Source organism: Paenibacillus sp. FSL R7-0272, assembly GCF_037969905.1.
GTDB classification, from domain to species: Bacteria; Bacillota; Bacilli; order Paenibacillales; family Paenibacillaceae; genus Paenibacillus; species Paenibacillus polysaccharolyticus.
Genome location: NZ_CP150221.1, coordinates 4,252,181 through 4,269,123 on the forward strand (window position 1 = coordinate 4,252,181; position 16,943 = coordinate 4,269,123).

At 45.7% G+C, this 16,943-nt stretch carries 13 protein-coding genes; 6 read left to right on the forward strand and 7 right to left on the reverse strand.

The window, feature by feature from the left end:
• Positions 1–138: 138 nt before the first annotated feature.
• The gene (locus MKY23_RS18875) at positions 139–1,311 is read right to left on the reverse strand and encodes an amidohydrolase (RefSeq protein WP_339831397.1); all 1,173 of its coding nucleotides are present in this window, start codon (positions 1,309–1,311) and stop codon (positions 139–141) included.
• A gap of 210 nt (positions 1,312–1,521) precedes the next feature.
• Between MKY23_RS18875 and MKY23_RS18880 the strand changes: the two genes are divergently transcribed.
• Together MKY23_RS18880 and ftsW are read left to right on the forward strand one after the other, a co-directional pair.
• Positions 1,522–1,869 (forward strand): YugN family protein, encoded by a 348-nt coding sequence (locus MKY23_RS18880; RefSeq protein ID WP_090923657.1) that lies wholly within the window; start codon positions 1,522–1,524, stop codon positions 1,867–1,869.
• 12 nt (positions 1,870–1,881) lie between these two features.
• Complete coding sequence (gene ftsW / locus MKY23_RS18885; protein ID WP_090923658.1) at positions 1,882–3,168, forward strand: putative lipid II flippase FtsW; 1,287 nt, start codon at positions 1,882–1,884, stop codon at positions 3,166–3,168.
• A 114-nt stretch (positions 3,169–3,282) separates the two neighbouring features.
• On the opposite strand, the gene MKY23_RS18890 is transcribed toward ftsW, so the two are convergent.
• The gene (locus tag MKY23_RS18890; protein WP_090923659.1) at positions 3,283–3,645 is read right to left on the reverse strand and encodes an Asp23/Gls24 family envelope stress response protein; all 363 of its coding nucleotides are present in this window, start codon (positions 3,643–3,645) and stop codon (positions 3,283–3,285) included.
• Positions 3,646–3,828: 183 nt separating this feature from the next.
• Here MKY23_RS18890 and cax point away from each other — a divergent pair, with 183 nt between their 5' ends.
• On the forward strand, positions 3,829–4,899 hold the full coding sequence (gene cax / locus MKY23_RS18895; RefSeq protein WP_090923660.1) for a calcium/proton exchanger: 1,071 nt from the start codon (positions 3,829–3,831) through the stop codon (positions 4,897–4,899).
• A 176-nt stretch (positions 4,900–5,075) separates the two neighbouring features.
• Here cax and MKY23_RS18900 read toward each other — a convergent pair whose 3' ends face one another.
• The 5 genes from MKY23_RS18900 to MKY23_RS18920 all read right to left on the reverse strand — a co-directional run bounded on the left by MKY23_RS18900 (position 5,076) and on the right by MKY23_RS18920 (position 10,172).
• A complete protein-coding gene (locus MKY23_RS18900; RefSeq protein ID WP_090923661.1) occupies positions 5,076–5,369 on the reverse strand; it encodes a YlaN family protein in 294 nt (97 codons plus the stop codon).
• 219 nt (positions 5,370–5,588) lie between these two features.
• The gene (locus MKY23_RS18905) at positions 5,589–5,834 is read right to left on the reverse strand and encodes an HPr family phosphocarrier protein (RefSeq protein WP_090923662.1); all 246 of its coding nucleotides are present in this window, start codon (positions 5,832–5,834) and stop codon (positions 5,589–5,591) included.
• 96 nt (positions 5,835–5,930) lie between these two features.
• Positions 5,931–7,046: an aminopeptidase gene (locus tag MKY23_RS18910; RefSeq protein WP_154983148.1), complete on the reverse strand. Its 1,116-nt coding sequence runs from the start codon at positions 7,044–7,046 to the stop codon at positions 5,931–5,933.
• 109 nt (positions 7,047–7,155) lie between these two features.
• Positions 7,156–8,013, reverse strand: coding sequence for a hypothetical protein (locus MKY23_RS18915; protein ID WP_154983149.1), 858 nt, complete (start codon positions 8,011–8,013; stop codon positions 7,156–7,158).
• Between the two features lie 167 nt (positions 8,014–8,180).
• Positions 8,181–10,172, reverse strand: coding sequence for a sensor domain-containing diguanylate cyclase (locus MKY23_RS18920; protein ID WP_336120341.1), 1,992 nt, complete (start codon positions 10,170–10,172; stop codon positions 8,181–8,183).
• 464 nt (positions 10,173–10,636) lie between these two features.
• On the opposite strand from MKY23_RS18920, the gene rpsD reads away from it, so the two are divergent.
• From rpsD to MKY23_RS18935, 3 genes are all read left to right on the forward strand, one after another.
• On the forward strand, positions 10,637–11,236 hold the full coding sequence (gene rpsD / locus MKY23_RS18925; protein ID WP_154888288.1) for a 30S ribosomal protein S4: 600 nt from the start codon (positions 10,637–10,639) through the stop codon (positions 11,234–11,236).
• A 168-nt stretch (positions 11,237–11,404) separates the two neighbouring features.
• Positions 11,405–13,510, forward strand: coding sequence for a methyl-accepting chemotaxis protein (locus tag MKY23_RS18930; RefSeq protein ID WP_339831407.1), 2,106 nt, complete (start codon positions 11,405–11,407; stop codon positions 13,508–13,510).
• 247 nt (positions 13,511–13,757) lie between these two features.
• Positions 13,758–16,862: a transglycosylase domain-containing protein gene (locus MKY23_RS18935; RefSeq protein ID WP_221789040.1), complete on the forward strand. Its 3,105-nt coding sequence runs from the start codon at positions 13,758–13,760 to the stop codon at positions 16,860–16,862.
• Positions 16,863–16,943 lie beyond the last annotated feature (81 nt).

Below are 16,943 nucleotides of genomic sequence, written 5' to 3' on the forward strand. Positions count from 1 at the left end.
TCCCACATCCATTCCTAATCTATATCATTCGAACAAAGATCTAACTCGTATACTCCGACCGCAAACTTCATCTCATGCACAACAAAAAAAGCACCCTGTCCATACCCTTGGTATGTTCAGGATGCCCAACTATAGTTCTCAGCATTCCGTAGCGTAGCCTTTCGCCATTGCCACAAACAGTTTCACGCCCGTCTGCATGGCGTCTTCGTCAAAATCAAACATCGGATGATGATGAGGGTACACCGCATTTTTCTCCGGATTACCCGCACCGACAAACATGAAGCACCCCGGCACCTTTTGCAAATAATACGCAAAGTCCTCTGCAGGCATCAGCATCGGAGAGTTCTGTACCCGGTCTGGGCCAAATATCGCCGTTGCTTCATTAAAGAAACGTTCAGTCTCCTGCGTATCATTAACCACCGGCGGATACCCCATAATGTATTTCACCTGTGTTTCCGCACCATAAGCAGCCCCAGTTTGTGTCACCATAGATAGCACACGCTCTTTCATATTCATCCGTGTCTCTTCATCAAATGTTCGTACCGTGCCACTGAGCTTGCACTGCTCTGCAATCACATTCTGTGCGGACCCTGCCTGCATCGTGCCAATCGTTAGTACTGCCGGGCGCAACGGATCAACGGACCGGCTAACGATAGTCTGAAGTTGCATCACAAGCGCAGAGCCCGCAACGACACTATCAACGGTAGCTTGCGGCATGCCGCCGTGACCGCCTTTTCCTTTGATATCAATGTAAAAGTCATCTGCCGCAGCCATCATCGGTCCTGCTGTGCTTGCAACAATGCCAACGGGAAGCGGTGTCCATAGATGAATGCCATAGATAACGTCTACGCCTTCAAGTGCTGCGTCTGCTATGACCTGAACTGCACCACCCGGCAACAACTCTTCCGCTGGCTGGAACAGAAACCGAATCTCGCCCTGCACTTCCTGCTTATGACGACTGAAATAAAGCGCGGTTCCCAGAAGCATTGAAATATGACCATCGTGGCCGCAAGCATGCATCGCTCCAGGTTGCTGTGAAGCGTATTCCACATCCTTCTCGTCCTGCATCGGCAATGCATCCATGTCAGCGCGAAGCATGACTACAGGCCCTGACCTGTCCCCGCGTAGTATTCCAATTACCCCATGGCCACCTATATGACGTTTCACCTCAATGCCAAAGCTCTCCAGCATATCTGCCACAAAAGAGGATGTTTTCTCCTCATGAAAGGAAACTTCAGGATTGCGATGAAGGTGACGCCGCCATTCCACCATATGGATCTGCAGATCTTCCCACCATATTTGATTTGTCATGTAATCCCATCCTTTCGATCATCAGCAGGCCTTGTTCTTAGCCCCAAACCTTCCTCTTCAAACCTATTGCAGTATATTGTAGCAGAATTGAACGAAAACCGATACGAAAGGCCTTTGGAAAGCTTGCACGGGAAGGGGAAACATACTATCATGAACTAGAGAAACACACGAGAATTATACTCGGAAGCTTATGAGGAGGATCAAACGCTTATGATTTTTGAGAATACAGGCTTGGATGGCTTGAAAAGCGACTTGGCATACCTGGATGAGAGCGCCGAGAAAGTCGGATTCGTCCGGTGGCAATGGGAATATTACCGTGCTACATATGACTACAAAATCGAAGATGAACAAACCAACTCAGAATACTTTGTACGCATTAATACGCGCGCGGTAGAAGGCAAACTGGAGAAACCCGATACGGTTCTGGCCGTTGAAGCCGTTTATCTGGGCAAAGCTACTTTCCCGCATGGACTTGATTACGACTCTTCCGTTCCTCAGCCAGTCGTGAAGCTGGCCACCCAAAAATTGCAGCAGCTCAAAGAACTGCTCGAAGCTTAGGCGGGCCAGATTATGAAACAACAAACGGCCCAGACGAGAACGAAGAGAGGCACGCCGGATTTTCAACTGCTAATCCTCACTTTATTGTTGGTGGGCTTTGGACTGGTGATGGTATTCAGCTCCAGTTCCAGCATCGCAATCGCAAGCGAAAGTTTTAACAACGATGCCCTTTACTTCACGAAAAAACAACTTATGTGGGCGATGATCGGTCTGGTTGGCATGTTTTTTGCCATGAATATCCGCTTTAACAAGTACAAAAAGCTCTATGCACCGTTTTTCCTGTTCACCACCGCACTACTCTTAGTTGTCTTGGTATCCGGTGCCGTGTTAAATGGTGCAAGAAGCTGGATTCGCGTGTTTGGATTCAGTTTGCAGCCTGCAGAGTTCGCCAAAATTGCAATTATTTTATATTTGTCAGCACTCATCACCAAAAAAGGTGAACGTTTCCGTGATTTCAAGACCGGATATTTTCCTGTCCTGTTCATCGTCGGATTTATTGCAGGATTGATCATGTTGCAACCTGACTTTGGTACCTGTTTCATTCTGGTATCTACCTGCGGTCTTGTCATTTACGCTGGTGGAGCTAACATGAAGCACATCCTGGGTTCTATTTTATTGGTTGCGCTTGGTGGTGCACTTGCCTTTGGAGCCAGTGCCCTCTTTTCCTCCATGTCTCCGGACACTCCTGCGCTGGACAGCACAACAACAGTGACAGCAGAGCAAAACTACAAAATTGGACGTATTCAAGCCTTTCTTAATCCAGAGTCTGATATCAATGGCGGAAGTCTCAACCTCTACCGTTCTCTGGTTGCCATCGGGGACGGCGGTATTACAGGTTCGGGGATTGGACAAGGCACCATGAAGTTGCATTATTTGCCAAATGCCTATAATGACTTTATTTTTTCCGTCATCGGAGAAGAGCTCGGTTTCATCGGGAGTGCATTGTTCCTGCTCATTTATCTGTACTTTATCTGGAGAGGCATTATCGTCTCCCTACGTTGTCCTGATCCTTTCGGAACGCTGGTGGGTATAGGTATCATGGGGCTTATTGCGATCCAGGCCTTCATCAACATTGGCGGGGTAACTCAAACGATACCTGTAACGGGGGTTACACTTCCGTTTATCAGTTATGGGGGGACTTCACTCTTTGTCATGATGGTGGCGATGGGGATTGTGCTAAGTATTTCACGGACCAATAACCTAGAAGCAATTAAGGAACAAAAAACGAAATCGGTAACGGTGCAGACACGCACCTCCCCGGCACTTCGTTCACGGGATTCGATTCGCCGAGTTCGCTAATGGAATGAAAAAAGACTTTGCATCTGATGGATGCAAAGTCTTTTTTGTGTTTTTTTGTATAAAGATAAGGAACAAAACATAGATTTGTTCATACCTTACGTGGAGTCTAAAGATTTACAGGTCGTCGCCTTTGAAAGAGACACCTTCAACCTTTACATTCACTTCGACTACACGTAGTCCGGTCATCGTTTCTACCGCTTCTCTTACATTCTGCTGGAGCATACGGGAAACTTCATGAATCGGAGTTTCATACAGGACGATGATACGCAGATCAATGGCTGCTTCCAGCTGACCGACTTCCACGCCTACGCCTTTCTGTACGTTTTTACCACTGAGACGCTTCGCCCAGCCCTCTGACAAACCTCCAGACATTGCGGCGATTCCAGGCGTTTCCATTGCAGCCATTCCAGCAATTTTCGCAACCACGTCATCGGCAATCCGGATGTTTCCGCTCTCCATTTGAAGTTGTTCTGCCATGCCACATCCTCCTTCACTTCGTTACTCGTATTTTAAATCCTTTCCACCCTAAAAAGCAAATTTAACTGTAAAAGATGCGTTTACAACCTGCCCCCCTTTGGTTATATTGAAATATGAAATTAATCGCATAGGTACATAACGTGAATTTCAAAACAAAATATGTATATAACCGAGGTGTTTTTTGTGAGAAACCGGATTTCATCCTTTTTGCTGATTGCATTTTTTGCGCTCAGTGCCATCGCCCACTTCTTGAAATGGGATTCGATTCTGCAGTTCGTGATATCTGCCATTTCGGTTATTTTTGTGGCCGGTTTTTTAGGTAAAGCGACCGAAAGTGTAGCTCACTATGCCGGTCAACGACTAGGTGGATTCCTAAATGCAACCTTTGGCAATGCAGCCGAACTCATTATTGCGATTTTCCTCGTAAAAGAGGGCTTGTTCGACATGGTCAAAGCCAGTCTGACCGGGTCCATTATCGGTAATCTGCTACTCGTACTGGGACTCAGCATTTTTGCCGGCGGACTAAAGTATAAAACACAGAATTACAACGTTTCACTTGCGGGGCTCAACGGCTCCCTGATGATCGTTGCCATCATTGCCCTGTTCGTCCCGGCTGTATTCCTGAACACCCACTCTATCACACAGCGGGATACGAACACACTCAGTCTCATTGTGGCTGGCTTGCTTATCCTGGCTTATATTGCGTGGCTTATCTTCTCTATGGTCACGCATAAAAGCTATCTTGCCGATGTAACGGATGACCAGGACGAAGAATTGCCCCATGAGCATGCTCCGGCGTGGTCGAAAAAAAAGTCGATCCTCTATCTCGTGATCGCTACCGTTATGGTCGCCTTTGTCAGTGAATGGCTGGTTGGCACACTTGAGGTATTTACTTCAGAGTTTGGACTAAGTGAGCTGTTCGTTGGTGCGTTCCTCGTGGCCATTATCGGTAATGCAGCCGAACACAGTGCAGCCATCATGCTTGCGATGAAAAATAAAATCGGTGCCGCTGTTGAAATTGCCGTAGGCAGCAGTTTGCAAATCGCACTATTTGTAGCTCCAGTGCTGATCTTTGTAAGCTATTTTACGGGTCGTACGATGGATATCGTGTTTACCACCATTGAACTGGTCGCCATCGGTGTGTCTGTTTTTATTGCCAAATCGATCACACAGGATGGCTCCACCAACTGGTATGAAGGTCTGCTTCTGCTTGTTGTGTATGTCATTCTAGGTGTCTCATTCTTCCTGGTATAACAGAACTGTTGATTAACGTTATACCACTCCTGCGTACATCAAGAGACAGCCGAGGGACTACTTCCCCCGGCTGTCTTTTTACGCCTACTGCAACACTAGACATATACATCAACACATACAAAAAAAGCATGCAACGGAATGTGCATGCCTTCTATTCTGACCCGCGCGATTGCAGGCTATTGCTCATTCTTTTTGTTCAAAGCTTCATATAAAATTGCCAAGTTCCGCTCAAGCGCGCTAACCATCTGCTTACCTGTACCTTCTGGAAGGAGTCCTGCACGGACAGCAAAATCAACTTCCTTGGAGAACCCATACATCTGTGTATCCAATACTTCCTCATAGAGAGGGCAGTAGCGGGTAGCCAGATTCTCCATCTGTACTTCAATAAGCTTCTGTATTTTATCTGCATCTTCTTGAAGAAGATTGATTGCTTTCAGGTTCAGCTGGTCCTGCAGATCAGATGAAGTCATGCATCATTTCCCCCCTATGTCCCAAAATCGCGTAAAGACGTTCTACCTCTAATATTAGACGAAATGAAGAGCTAATACAAGAACCTGACCAAAATAACCGCACGAGTTGTGAGCTCTGTTACAGCCTTTTCTCGCTTTGTCTAATTCGCTCTAACGGACATTGTGTTCTGCTATGATTAAAAACACCCCTGCCCGAAGGCAGAGGTGTTCTTAATGATGTTATTCAGATGCGATGTTTACATTCAGGCCATGCTTTGCAAATACTTCAGACATTGCTGCCTTCGCTTCATCTGCATCCGGGCCATGAACGTGCAGTTCATAACTGTGCGTGCTAATCAGCGTTGTAAACAACCCAAGAATACTTTTTACGTCAATATACTTGTTCTCTGAATGAAGCACGATTGAAGAAGTAAACTTGCCTGCTGTTTGAGCAATTTCCACTACAGCCGCGTTATTACTCGACATAGGAATCCCTCCGTCTTTTCACTTTTGGTATCATCTATTAATTACCACTACATGATACCGTGAATCCGCTTTCCTAGCAACTGCAAAATACAGTTCCTATTTCAACTGGTCCGGATTCAAACATTCCAGCTCAGGAATGACAAAAATGCCATCTTTACGAATCAGCACATCATCGAAATAGATTTCGCCACCGCCGTAGTCTGGACGCTGAATCAATACGAGATCCCAGTGAATGGATGAGCGGTTTCCGTTATCTGTTTCTTCATATGCCTGACCTGGCGTAAAGTGCAGGCTACCTGCAATTTTTTCATCAAACAAAATATCTTTCATCGGGTGCAGAATGTGCGGGTTGAAACCAATCGCAAACTCACCGATATGACGCGCACCTTCATCTGAGTCCAGAATTTCATTCAGGCGTTTCGTATCATTGCTGGATGCTTCTACGATTTTACCGTCTTTGAATGTAAACTTGATATTCTCAAACGTAATTCCGTTATACAGCGTCGGTGTATTATAACTAATTGTTCCATTAACGGAGTTGCGTACGGGTGCGCTGTATACTTCACCATCCGGAATATTTTTTTGTCCGGAACACTTCTCTGCACCGATATCTTTAATGGAGAAGCTCAGATCCGTGCCTGGCCCCGTAATCCGCACTTTATCTGTACGTTTCATGAGGCTTGCAAGTGAGTCTTGGGCTTTGTCCATTTTTGCATAATCCAGGTTACATACGTCAAAATAGAAGTCTTCAAATGCTTCCGTGCTGGTGTTCGCGAGTTGCGCCATGCTTGCGTTAGGGTAACGAAGCACCACCCATTTTGTATGTTTGACACGCTGTTCGCTATGTACCGGATGGGAATACAGGGAGTTGTACAGTTTCATTTTTTCTTCCGGCACATCGGACAGATCATTCACGTTCTCTCCCGCACGGATGCCGATATAACAATCCATTTGTTTCATACGGTTCAAATCAATCTCTGCCCACGTTTTCATCATCTCTTCCGTAGCATTTTTTAGCATCACACGCTGAACGGTTCGATCTGTCAACTGTACAAAAACGTTACCGCCTTTTTTGCCCACTTCTTCAATAATGGCATTGATTAAATCACGTTCTGATCCAATCATCTCAACCAATACATTTTCGCCAGGCTGTACATCAACAGAATAACCTACGAGGTTCGCTGCAAGCTTCTGAATTCTAGGGTCCTTCATTCGATTAATCCTCCTGTCATCTGCCATTCAATGAATTGAACAACGGTAAATTACGTTACTATTGTAGCACGCACCAGACATCCCGTCAGCAGGCAGTCACAGGTTTTATTTATTGATATGATTTAAAGTTCACATCGGTTACCAGTGCTTCTACATTGCTTCGGCTACTGTTATCCGTGTATTTCACCTGACTCTCAGAGGAAAGGCGCATTGGTAAGCTGGTTTTGCGATCAACCGTCAGATGATAGACCGTATGCACCTCAGCCTTTTGAATCAACTTCTGCATCGTGTCCTCACCCTGCTGCCATACCTTTTGCAATTCCTGCTCAAGTTTCTGCTTACTCGCACCTTTCACTTGACTCGCCTTGTGCATGTACTCTGCCCGAATGGAATTCATCTCATCTGTCAGTTGGTCTGTAGCCCAAGTTTTGGCGTCCTCTGGCGCAAGCTCAATCCGCAATATGCGTGTTTGGCGCCCCGAACCATATTCGGACTGAATCGTTTTCTTCATACGATCGATCTTTTCTAATTGCGCAATGGGGTTAAAACGGGATAAGGAGCCACGTAATGGTTCATGCTGCGCTGTTAAAGCATTCCATTGTCCTTTTTTACGTTGAAAAGAGGCACTGAATCCGCTCGGTTGGCCATTATTTTTCACCGCATTCAAACTTACTCCTGAATCCGCTGCAGTCACGGCACCTGGCAATCGGGTCTGCAACGTCAGCCGGTCATGGTCTTCCAGCTTGCCTTCAAATTTAAATTGATTTTCAAACATTCCACTGTTTTCTCGTCTCAATCCAGCCTGTCCTTCAAACGTCAACGTCTCTTTCCCCGCTATGCCGGATAATGCCAGCGAAAATATTTCTTCAGGCGTCCGATCATGCTGGAGCATCCCGCACCCCGGAACAATGGCTAGCACAAGGCAAAGGATTAGCGATAAAGAAAACGTAGACTGGCGGTTCATCATGTCTATTCCACCTTTCAGTCATTTTCTCCATAGATTGCCCTCACAATATGTACTTATACTTCCTTGCTATGCGACCAGACGAACCACATGGACTTTAATCCACATACCCCGTTCCAAAAAAAACAAAAAAAAGAGAGAAACGACTCCGCAACCGGAATGTTTCTCTCTTATCGTATACCTTCCTGTTCCTCTATGACAATTCGATTCCGGCCCCCGTTCTTTGCACTGTACAGCGCCATATCTGCACGGTAAAACAGGGACTCTACACTTACTTTCTCATCCATCCAGTTCCATTCAGCAATGCCACTTGACACCGTAACAGACGGTCTCGTCTCGGCCTCAACTCGGGTACGGATTCGTTCCGCATACACAAGCGCTTGCTGAATTCCGATCTGAGGCATGTAGATAGCCAGCTCTTCACCGCCCCACCTTGCGCAAATATCCTCGGCTCGAACCGAACTTGTAACAATATCACTGACTTGTTTTAATACTTGATCCCCGGTTTGATGCCCAAAGGTATCATTCACCTGTTTGAACTGATCGATATCCACGACAACCAATGAGCCGCAGTAATCATGAGCCTGACGTTCGTGAATAATATTGTCCAGGTAATGCCTTACGTACAGTCCGGTCAACATGTCCAGATTGGCCAACCGGCGCACCTCAGCATGCAGGGTGGCATTGGTTAAAGCAAGGCCCAGATGAATCGATAACATTTGTAGCAACCTGTAGTTCTCATAGGAGAAAAAATGTTCCCGCACATGGGCAAGCAAAATAGCACTCTTCACCTGTCCATCCACGCGAATTGGTGCTGCAATCAGAGACATCGCGCCTGTTAATTCCATGAAACTGGAAGTCACCTTATCAAACTGCGTATAGTCAGATATGATTAATGGCTCTTCAGTCTGATACATGTAACCCGCAATACCAGAATCCATAGGATACGTTCTCTGCCGAATCTCTTTTACATTGGTCGCCATCACCTCAAACCTGTTCGTACTGTCATTCAATTGCAAAATGCAGCAATAGTCGGCCTGAAAGATATTTTTAAATTCTTGCTCGGAAAACTGATAGATTTCCATCAATTGCAGGCTTTTGTTAAGGCGCTGTGTCAAATCATTGATTACACGAAGTTCCTGAATCAACATATGGGATTGCTCATGAAGTTTTGCATTTTCGAACGCTGTCCCTGCTGTATCCGCCATCATCGCAATCAGTTGCAAATCGGAGTCTTCCATCAATTCCTCGTTCATTTCGATATGAAACACTCCGTATATGCCCTGTTTGCCTTTGAGCGGCAAGCCCACCTCAATGATTCGTTTGTCCAACTCATCAGACCGGGAGACAATCAGTCTGCCCTCCATAAATGAGCGAACACAGATATCTTCTCCACGCTCCTGAATAAGGAGTGGCTTAATACGAGGATTAAAGCTTCTCTGGTCCTGAGACATATAGAGCATAATGTGTGTGGAAGGATAGAGGTAGTCCATACTGACAAATACTTCGTCCAATATCGCCCCGACATCCATTTTGTCATGCATACGCTGTACGATCTGAAAAAGAATGGATCTTCGGTGTTCCTCCCGAGCGGTTTGTTCATGTGAGTGCAACAAGTCCGTCATAAATATGTATTCAAATCTTCGGTAAAAGCAGGTGCGGTAATGCAATGCCTCAGATCGAACCACAGCTTCTGACGTTTCGGATCGGTGGGATTCAAAGACCAGCGCAACAAACACAGCAAATATATCTTTATTGATTCTTGAAAACAGAGGCTCGGCAATCAGCAGATACTCCCCATGTTTACTAATTCCGCGTCTAGATAACGTCTGTTCCTTTTCAGCACACTCCAAAACCATCGAACGTACATTGATATCCGAATCGGTAATCTGGCCGGAGTTCTCTCCTATGCACTCTCCTTCCGTATTCCAAACACTGTATGCAGCAATTGGCCCACTTGGCACAGAATCTTTCTGGCTTGTCCAATCCGTGAAGGCTTGTCCTAACAAACTGCTTAAATATGAGAAGTCAAAAGGTGTGATATCCATTTTTTGCATCCACAACGCATGGTCATCATGAGATGGAAGCACTGTAAACGATGTGGAATCGCCCGCGCTTCGCAACTTCAGACTGGTAGGTAAACTTCTTAGATGTTCCAACATGTCAGGCGCTCCTTTGCACCGTTTTTGCATCCTGGGGGATGCATTAATCTGCATCAATTATCGCAAATCTGCAAAATATTAGCGAAAACCTTGATACATAAGATTGTTTAAAGTTAAGATACCATCTATTTTACTCTGTTTGAAGCTTTTTTGCACTCATATTTCAGAAAATTGTCCCATTATTTTAGGCCTAATGACCTATCGACAAATTTAGACGTTTTTCTGGCTTTATGTATTACTTGACTTTACTCCTTTCAGAATGTAGAATAAATTGTTGATGAAGACTACTAATACGGTCTTTAAATTTGGGCATTACCGGTTGTGTCACCCTCATTCTTTTTGTTGCTTTCAGGACAGCGGCTGAACTTTCCTGATCGTTCTATGCGAGGCCAAGCCCGCATCAACAAATTGGAGCGCAAACAGAGCCCTATATGAACTTTAACTAAAAAGGAGCTACTTTAAACATGGCACGTTACACTGGTCCTAAATTTAAATTAAGCCGTCGCCTCGGCATTTCCCTGAGCGGAACAGGCAAAGAATTGAAACGCCCTTTCCCTCCAGGTCAGCACGGAGCTAACCAACGCAGAAAAATGAGCAACTACGGTATGCAGTTGCAAGAAAAACAAAAATTGCGCCACATGTACGGTTTGGGTGAAAAACAATTCCGCACATTGTTCTCCAAAGCGCAAAAAATGCAAGGTATTGCCGGTGAGAACTTCATGTTCTTGCTTGAGTGCCGCCTTGACAACCTCGTTTACCGTCTTGGCTTTGCTAACTCCCGCGCTGGAGCGCGTCAATTGGTAGCACACGGTCACGTAACTGTAAACGGCAAAAAAGTCGATATCGCTTCTTACCAAGTAAGCACTGGCGATGTAATCGGCTTGCGTGAAAGAAGCCGCGGTCTGACTTCCGTTAAGGAAGCTTTGGAAAACCGTTCGCATCTTCCAGCATACGTTGAATACAACGAAGCAGCTGTAGAAGGTAAATTCATCCGCTTGCCTGAGCGTGCTGAATTGTCCCAAGACATCGATGAAAAACAAATCGTCGAGTTCTACAACCGTTAATCGTTGCATCACAACAAAAAAGCAACTGTTCGAGATTTCCTCGGCAGTTGCTTTTTTGTTGTTTTTTCACTCCTTCCCCAGACCCCCTCTTCATTACTAGCCTCTACATAACGATAATATGTTTATCGAAACACGCACAAAAAAGAAAGATAACTTAGGGGGCTACACATGTCATTTTTTCGAAATACCAAGCTTGCGGTAAAGCTAGGATTACTGCTCGGATTAGTGCTCCTCTGCTCGATCGGCGCATTAATTGCCTTTAACACCAAAGCCATATACGACAAAAGCCTACAATATGGTGAAGCTGTAGCCGAACACTCAGCAAGTGCAGCTACTAGCGAATTCATGACTTACATCAACCAGGTAAAAAATACGCTCGACAGTTTGAGTACAACCCTGCTGGACGCTTCAAAAAATGGGACGCTGAGCCGTCAAGATATCGTAAGGCTTTTGGAAGAATACTTGAAAAAGGACGAAAAGGTTTTTGGTTTTTATACTGGATGGGAGCCTAATGCCTTTGACGGCAAAGATGCAGAACATGTGAATAAGGATAAATACGATGATGAAACAGGCCGTTTTATCCCTTACGTTATCCGGGATGGAAGCCCCTTGCATTTTGAACCGCTCACTACTTATGAGGGAAACAGTGAAACCAGTAAATACTATCAACAGCCGAAAGCGACCAAAACCATCTATTGGTCCGAGCCCACTACGTACAAAGTTGCTGGTAAAGAGACCTTGCTCGTATCCATCGTTCTGCCTTTACTTGATGAGAACAATACCTTTCTTGGCATCGTTGGGGCCGATTTTACGATTGAAGGTTTCCAGGAAAATATTGCATCTCTGAATCCAGACCAAGGCTATGCCATGCTGATTACAAGTGAAGGGCACGTTGCTGCGCACGGCTCAAGACCGGAACTGACCAAAGAGAATGCCGAGCTCTCTTCCAGTACCCAAGCACTTATTCAGCGGATCCAGTCGAATGATACAGGGTTCTACACTGCGGTTGACAATGGCAAACCAGAATTATTTATTGCCGAACCTGCCAAGCTTCAAGGCTCCGATTCTAGCTGGCATCTAGTATCTGCATTACCCAAAAGCGTGATACTCCAGCCTTTTTACGATAGCTTGAAATGGTCTGTACTTATCGCTATATTGGCGGTACTTCTACTGGCAAGCGTGGTCGCGTACACCATCATATCCATAGTAAAGCAATTGAACCGTGTAAATGTTGTCGCAGGACAACTCGCGCATGGTGATCTGACACAAAAGTTGCCTGTTAAATCGAAGGATGAATTTGGAGTCATGGCCATTCACATGAATAACATGATGAATACATTACGCCATACGATCTCTGTTATATCTGAACATGCCTTATCGGTCGGTTCAACTTCGCAACAATTAACCGCCGGGGCAGAGGATACAAGCAAAGCCGCCGAACAGATGGCACTTACCGGAATGGAAGTTGCAAACAAAGCGGAGAAGCAAGTTCAGGAGTTACTTCATTCCTCCCGCTCGATGAACGAAATATCCACGGGCATCGGAAGAATAGCTGAGGCTGTTTCCGAAGTAAGTAGTACATCAAAATCAGTGACGGAACGAACTTCATACGGAACAGACAAAATGCAGGCAGCTATCCATATGGTGGAGAGTGCAAACACTTCTGTCCAATCCTCCATGACTGCACTGGAGCAATTTAAAAAGCGCTCGGAAGAGATTGGTCATATAACGGGTATGATTACCGAAGTAAGCCGACAAACGAATCTTCTCGCCCTCAACGCTTCTATTGAAGCTTCGCGAGCGGGGGAACACGGACGCGGCTTTGGCGTTGTAGCTGCAGAGATTCGCAATTTAGCTGAGCAATCCAGACAATCGGCTGCTGACATTGCCGCGTTGATCCAATCCGTTCAACAAGAGATTTCGGCTATCGTTGAAAATATGGAAAAAGGAAGCACCGAGGTGACTCACATTGCCGATGTAATGAACGAGAGTGGTGAGCTATTCTCATCCATCTCATCACAGATCGCCGACGTGAATCAACAAATTGCACAAGTCTCCACCATTGCCAAACAGATGTCAGGTGAGTCCCGACAGGTCGATTCATCACTTGAGCAACTTAAAACGATTGGTCTTGAAACAGCAGCGCACGCAAGCCAGGTTGCCTCAGCTTCGGAGAAACAGCTTGCATCTATGGAGGAAATCACTGCTGCATCCGCTTCTTTGGCACACCTCACACAAGAACTGTTGGAACTTATCCAGCGTTTCAGAACCTAATGAGCCTAAGATACTATATTTTTCTTCAAACACTCTTTTCTATATAGACTTCAAGGCTGGCCTGCTTACATGCAGTTCCAGCCTTTTTCCTTACTTTTGCAACTCATGAAATGCTGTTCGATATCACATGCTATATATCATAATCCATTCCAGATTGGCAAATTTCGACCATTACTTGTATTTCTCAGGCATGCAAACGGGTCTTTTTATGCTATAATTAGTGCTGTTAAAAGGAGGAAGACACTGAATGGTTGATGTTACTAAGAAAAAGCCTGAAGATCCGCCTGTACGCAAGCGTAGCTTTGCACGCAAACTAGGTAGCTTCGTTATGTGGATGGTTGTCCTTGGATTTATGGGCATACTATTCGTTGGCGGTGCTTTAATGGGTTACGTCAGTTCGATCGTCAAAGACGAACCTGTCCGGTCAAGGGCCCTGATTGAACAAAAAGTCAGCGAAAACTCCATCACAGGCTTTGCTTACTTTTCTGACGGCAGTCCGATTGGTCAACTTCGCACGGAAGAAGACAGACGTCCGGTCACCTTTGACCAGATCCCCAAAAAAGTTATTGATGCCGTGATCTCGATTGAAGACAATCATTTTTACGAACATAAAGGTGTAGACATGAGCGGAACACTGCGTGCCGTGAAACAAAAAGTGCTGAAAGAATCAGTACAAACGGGTGGCAGTACGCTTACGCAGCAATTGGCTAGACGTGTATTTCTGAATTTGGACCGTACGGAAGATCGTAAAGTAAAGGAAATTTTGCTTTCCCTTCGACTGGAACGTTTTCTAACCAAAGACGAGATTATGACCGCTTACCTGAACAAGGTGCCTTTCGGCAATGGTTCCAGCGGATACAACGTTTACGGAATCAAAGCAGCCGCCAAGGGATTGTTTAATATCAATGATCTCGAAAAAATAAATATAGCTCAGGCCGCTTATTTGGTTGGATTACCTCAGTCTCCCTCTTCCTACTCCGCCTTTAACGGTAAAGGCGATTTTGTAGAGGATAAATTTGATCGCGCAATCAATCGTCAAAAACTGGTTCTGCGCCGCATGCTGGAACTTGGCAAAATCACGCAATCGGAATACAACAATGCACTTGCCTTTGATATCAAAAGCTCGCTTGCTCCGAAAACCATTAAAGCCTATAACACTTATCCATACCTTATGATGGAAACGGAACGTCAAGCAGCACAGATTATCATGCAGCAGATGAATGCCGACAAAACTAAGGCAACAGGCAAAAGTACAGACGTCGAGGCATCGCAAAAGGAAAACAGTGCCCTGCTGGAAGAGGCTCAGTCACAGCTTCGCACAGGCGGATATCGCATCTATACAACAATTAACAAGAACATCTACAAAACGATGCGTACGATTGCCGAAGATAACAGCAACTTCTCAGCAGATGATCCTGTCAAGGGAAAAGAGCAGACTGCAGCGATGCTGATCAATCATAAAACAGGAGCAATCCTCGGTATGATTGAAGGCCGAAGCTTCCAGGATGAACAGATGAACTATGCGACTCAAATGATTCGTCAGCCCGGTTCTACGATGAAACCTATTGCGGCTTATCTGCCAGCTCTGGAGGAAGGTCTTATTCAACCGGCCTCCGTCATCGACGATGCGCCAATTATTTTGAAAGACGGCCCTAGCGGATACCATATCGCCAAGAATGCGAACAACCGTTACCAAGGTTTGGTAACCGCTCGTAGAGCATTGAACTACTCATTGAACATTCCGGCTCTGAAGCTTTTTAATGAGGAAGTTGGCATCGATAAAGCCTGGACTTTTGCGAAAAAGCTTGGCATTACAACGATCCAGAAGCAGGATTACCAGGCCCAGACCGGTGTTCTCGGCGGACTTCAATATGGTGTAACTGTGGAAGAACTAACAAATGCCTACGGTGCAATTGCTAACAAAGGGGTCTACAACGATTCTTATATGATCAGCAAAATTGTGGATTCCAAAGGCAATATTGTATACAAACACGAAAGCGAGCCTGTACAGGCATTTTCGGAACAGACGGCCTATCTTATGACGGACATGTTACGTACCGTTATAACAGAAGGTACAGCCGATAAAGTACGGGAAAACTACAAGTACAGATCAAGTGTGCCTATTGTCGGTAAAACAGGTTCAACCCAGAACTACGCCGATGTCTGGTTTGAGGGATATACACCAGATGTTACGCTCGGTGTGTGGGTTGGTTATAAACAGCCGATTAATACACTCGAAAACAAATCACAACGCAAACGTGCTCAGCAGCTTTGGGCCAAAATTATGAATGAAGTCGTCGAAACACAGAAGGATCTGTTTGTTACTAATTCATTCAAAAAACCTTCTGGTATTGAAACCAGAACGGTCTCAGCATACAGTGGCAAGCTACCAACATCCCTGACCGATAAATTTGTTACTGACATTTTCAATAGCAAATTTATTCCGAAGGACCGTGATGATGCTGTCGCTAAAGCGAAATATATTACCTACAACGGTGTAAATTACATTCCACGTGATGAAACACCTGCGGATATGTTGAAGGAAAAAACGGTTGTCAAGCGTAAGAAACCGATCTCCGATCTCATCAAAGAATTGCAAAATGCATTTAAACGGATGAGTCGTCATGAGTCGCTTGCATATTATCTGCCTGAGGATGCCGGTGCTGATCTGCCAACTGAGGTTGATCCACGCAAGGATAACGGCAAAGCTCCAGATGCACCTGGCAATGTCCGCATCTCCATCTCGGGAGAACGGGCATCCATCACATTCAATGCTACACCTGAAAGTGATGTTGTTGGGTATCGTCTCTATCGTTCAGTCGGTGGTGCCGGATTCCAGAATCAAGGCCAGGTTGTACTGACAGGTGAGTCCAGATCGTTCTCAGCTTACGCAACAGCTAGTGGCAACTTTGCATTCTATGTTACTGCCGTAGACGTTGCTGGCAAGGAATCTGCTCCAAGTGCGACGGTGAGCAGTGCAGGCGCTGGTGCGCCTGATACAGAAGTCAAAGAGCCTATTGAGGTACCTGGTACGGTGGTAACCCCTGGAGAAACCGTCAGTAACAACAATGCACCAACGGCGGCTCCAAGCACACCAGGCCAAGTGAGCGTATCAGCGCTCTCCCAAGGGCTTCGTATTCAGTGGGCACCGAACTCGGAAACGGACGGCGTGCAGAGCTACGCTGTCTTCTATAGCGAGACAGGTTCGGACCCCTTCACCAAGATTGGCACCACTTCAGGCACCAGTATGGTTTATGGTGTACCGTCATCAACGGGGGGTTGGTTCAAAGTATCTGCCAGCAACAGTGTAGGAGAGTCCGCATCCTCGGAAGCGATACACTATCAGCCTTAATACGGGTGGCAAACCCGTTGACAAACCAATATCGTAAACGAATGAAAAAGCCGCATGTCCAGTGTAAATACACTGACATGC

Coding starts and splice junctions, on each gene's coding strand:
- MKY23_RS18910 (WP_154983148.1), bottom strand. CDS start 7,046: ATGAAGGACCCTAGAATTCAGAAGCTTGCAGCGAACCTCGTAGGTTAT.
- MKY23_RS18905 (WP_090923662.1), bottom strand. CDS start 5,834: ATGTCGAGTAATAACGCGGCTGTAGTGGAAATTGCTCAAACAGCAGGC.
- MKY23_RS18920 (WP_336120341.1), bottom strand. CDS start 10,172: ATGTTGGAACATCTAAGAAGTTTACCTACCAGTCTGAAGTTGCGAAGC.
- MKY23_RS18900 (WP_090923661.1), bottom strand. CDS start 5,369: ATGACTTCATCTGATCTGCAGGACCAGCTGAACCTGAAAGCAATCAAT.
- rpsD (WP_154888288.1), top strand. CDS start 10,637: ATGGCACGTTACACTGGTCCTAAATTTAAATTAAGCCGTCGCCTCGGC.
- MKY23_RS18935 (WP_221789040.1), top strand. CDS start 13,758: ATGGTTGATGTTACTAAGAAAAAGCCTGAAGATCCGCCTGTACGCAAG.
- MKY23_RS18875 (WP_339831397.1), bottom strand. CDS start 1,311: ATGACAAATCAAATATGGTGGGAAGATCTGCAGATCCATATGGTGGAA.
- MKY23_RS18890 (WP_090923659.1), bottom strand. CDS start 3,645: ATGGCAGAACAACTTCAAATGGAGAGCGGAAACATCCGGATTGCCGAT.
- ftsW (WP_090923658.1), top strand. CDS start 1,882: ATGAAACAACAAACGGCCCAGACGAGAACGAAGAGAGGCACGCCGGAT.
- MKY23_RS18880 (WP_090923657.1), top strand. CDS start 1,522: ATGATTTTTGAGAATACAGGCTTGGATGGCTTGAAAAGCGACTTGGCA.
- MKY23_RS18915 (WP_154983149.1), bottom strand. CDS start 8,013: ATGATGAACCGCCAGTCTACGTTTTCTTTATCGCTAATCCTTTGCCTT.
- MKY23_RS18930 (WP_339831407.1), top strand. CDS start 11,405: ATGTCATTTTTTCGAAATACCAAGCTTGCGGTAAAGCTAGGATTACTG.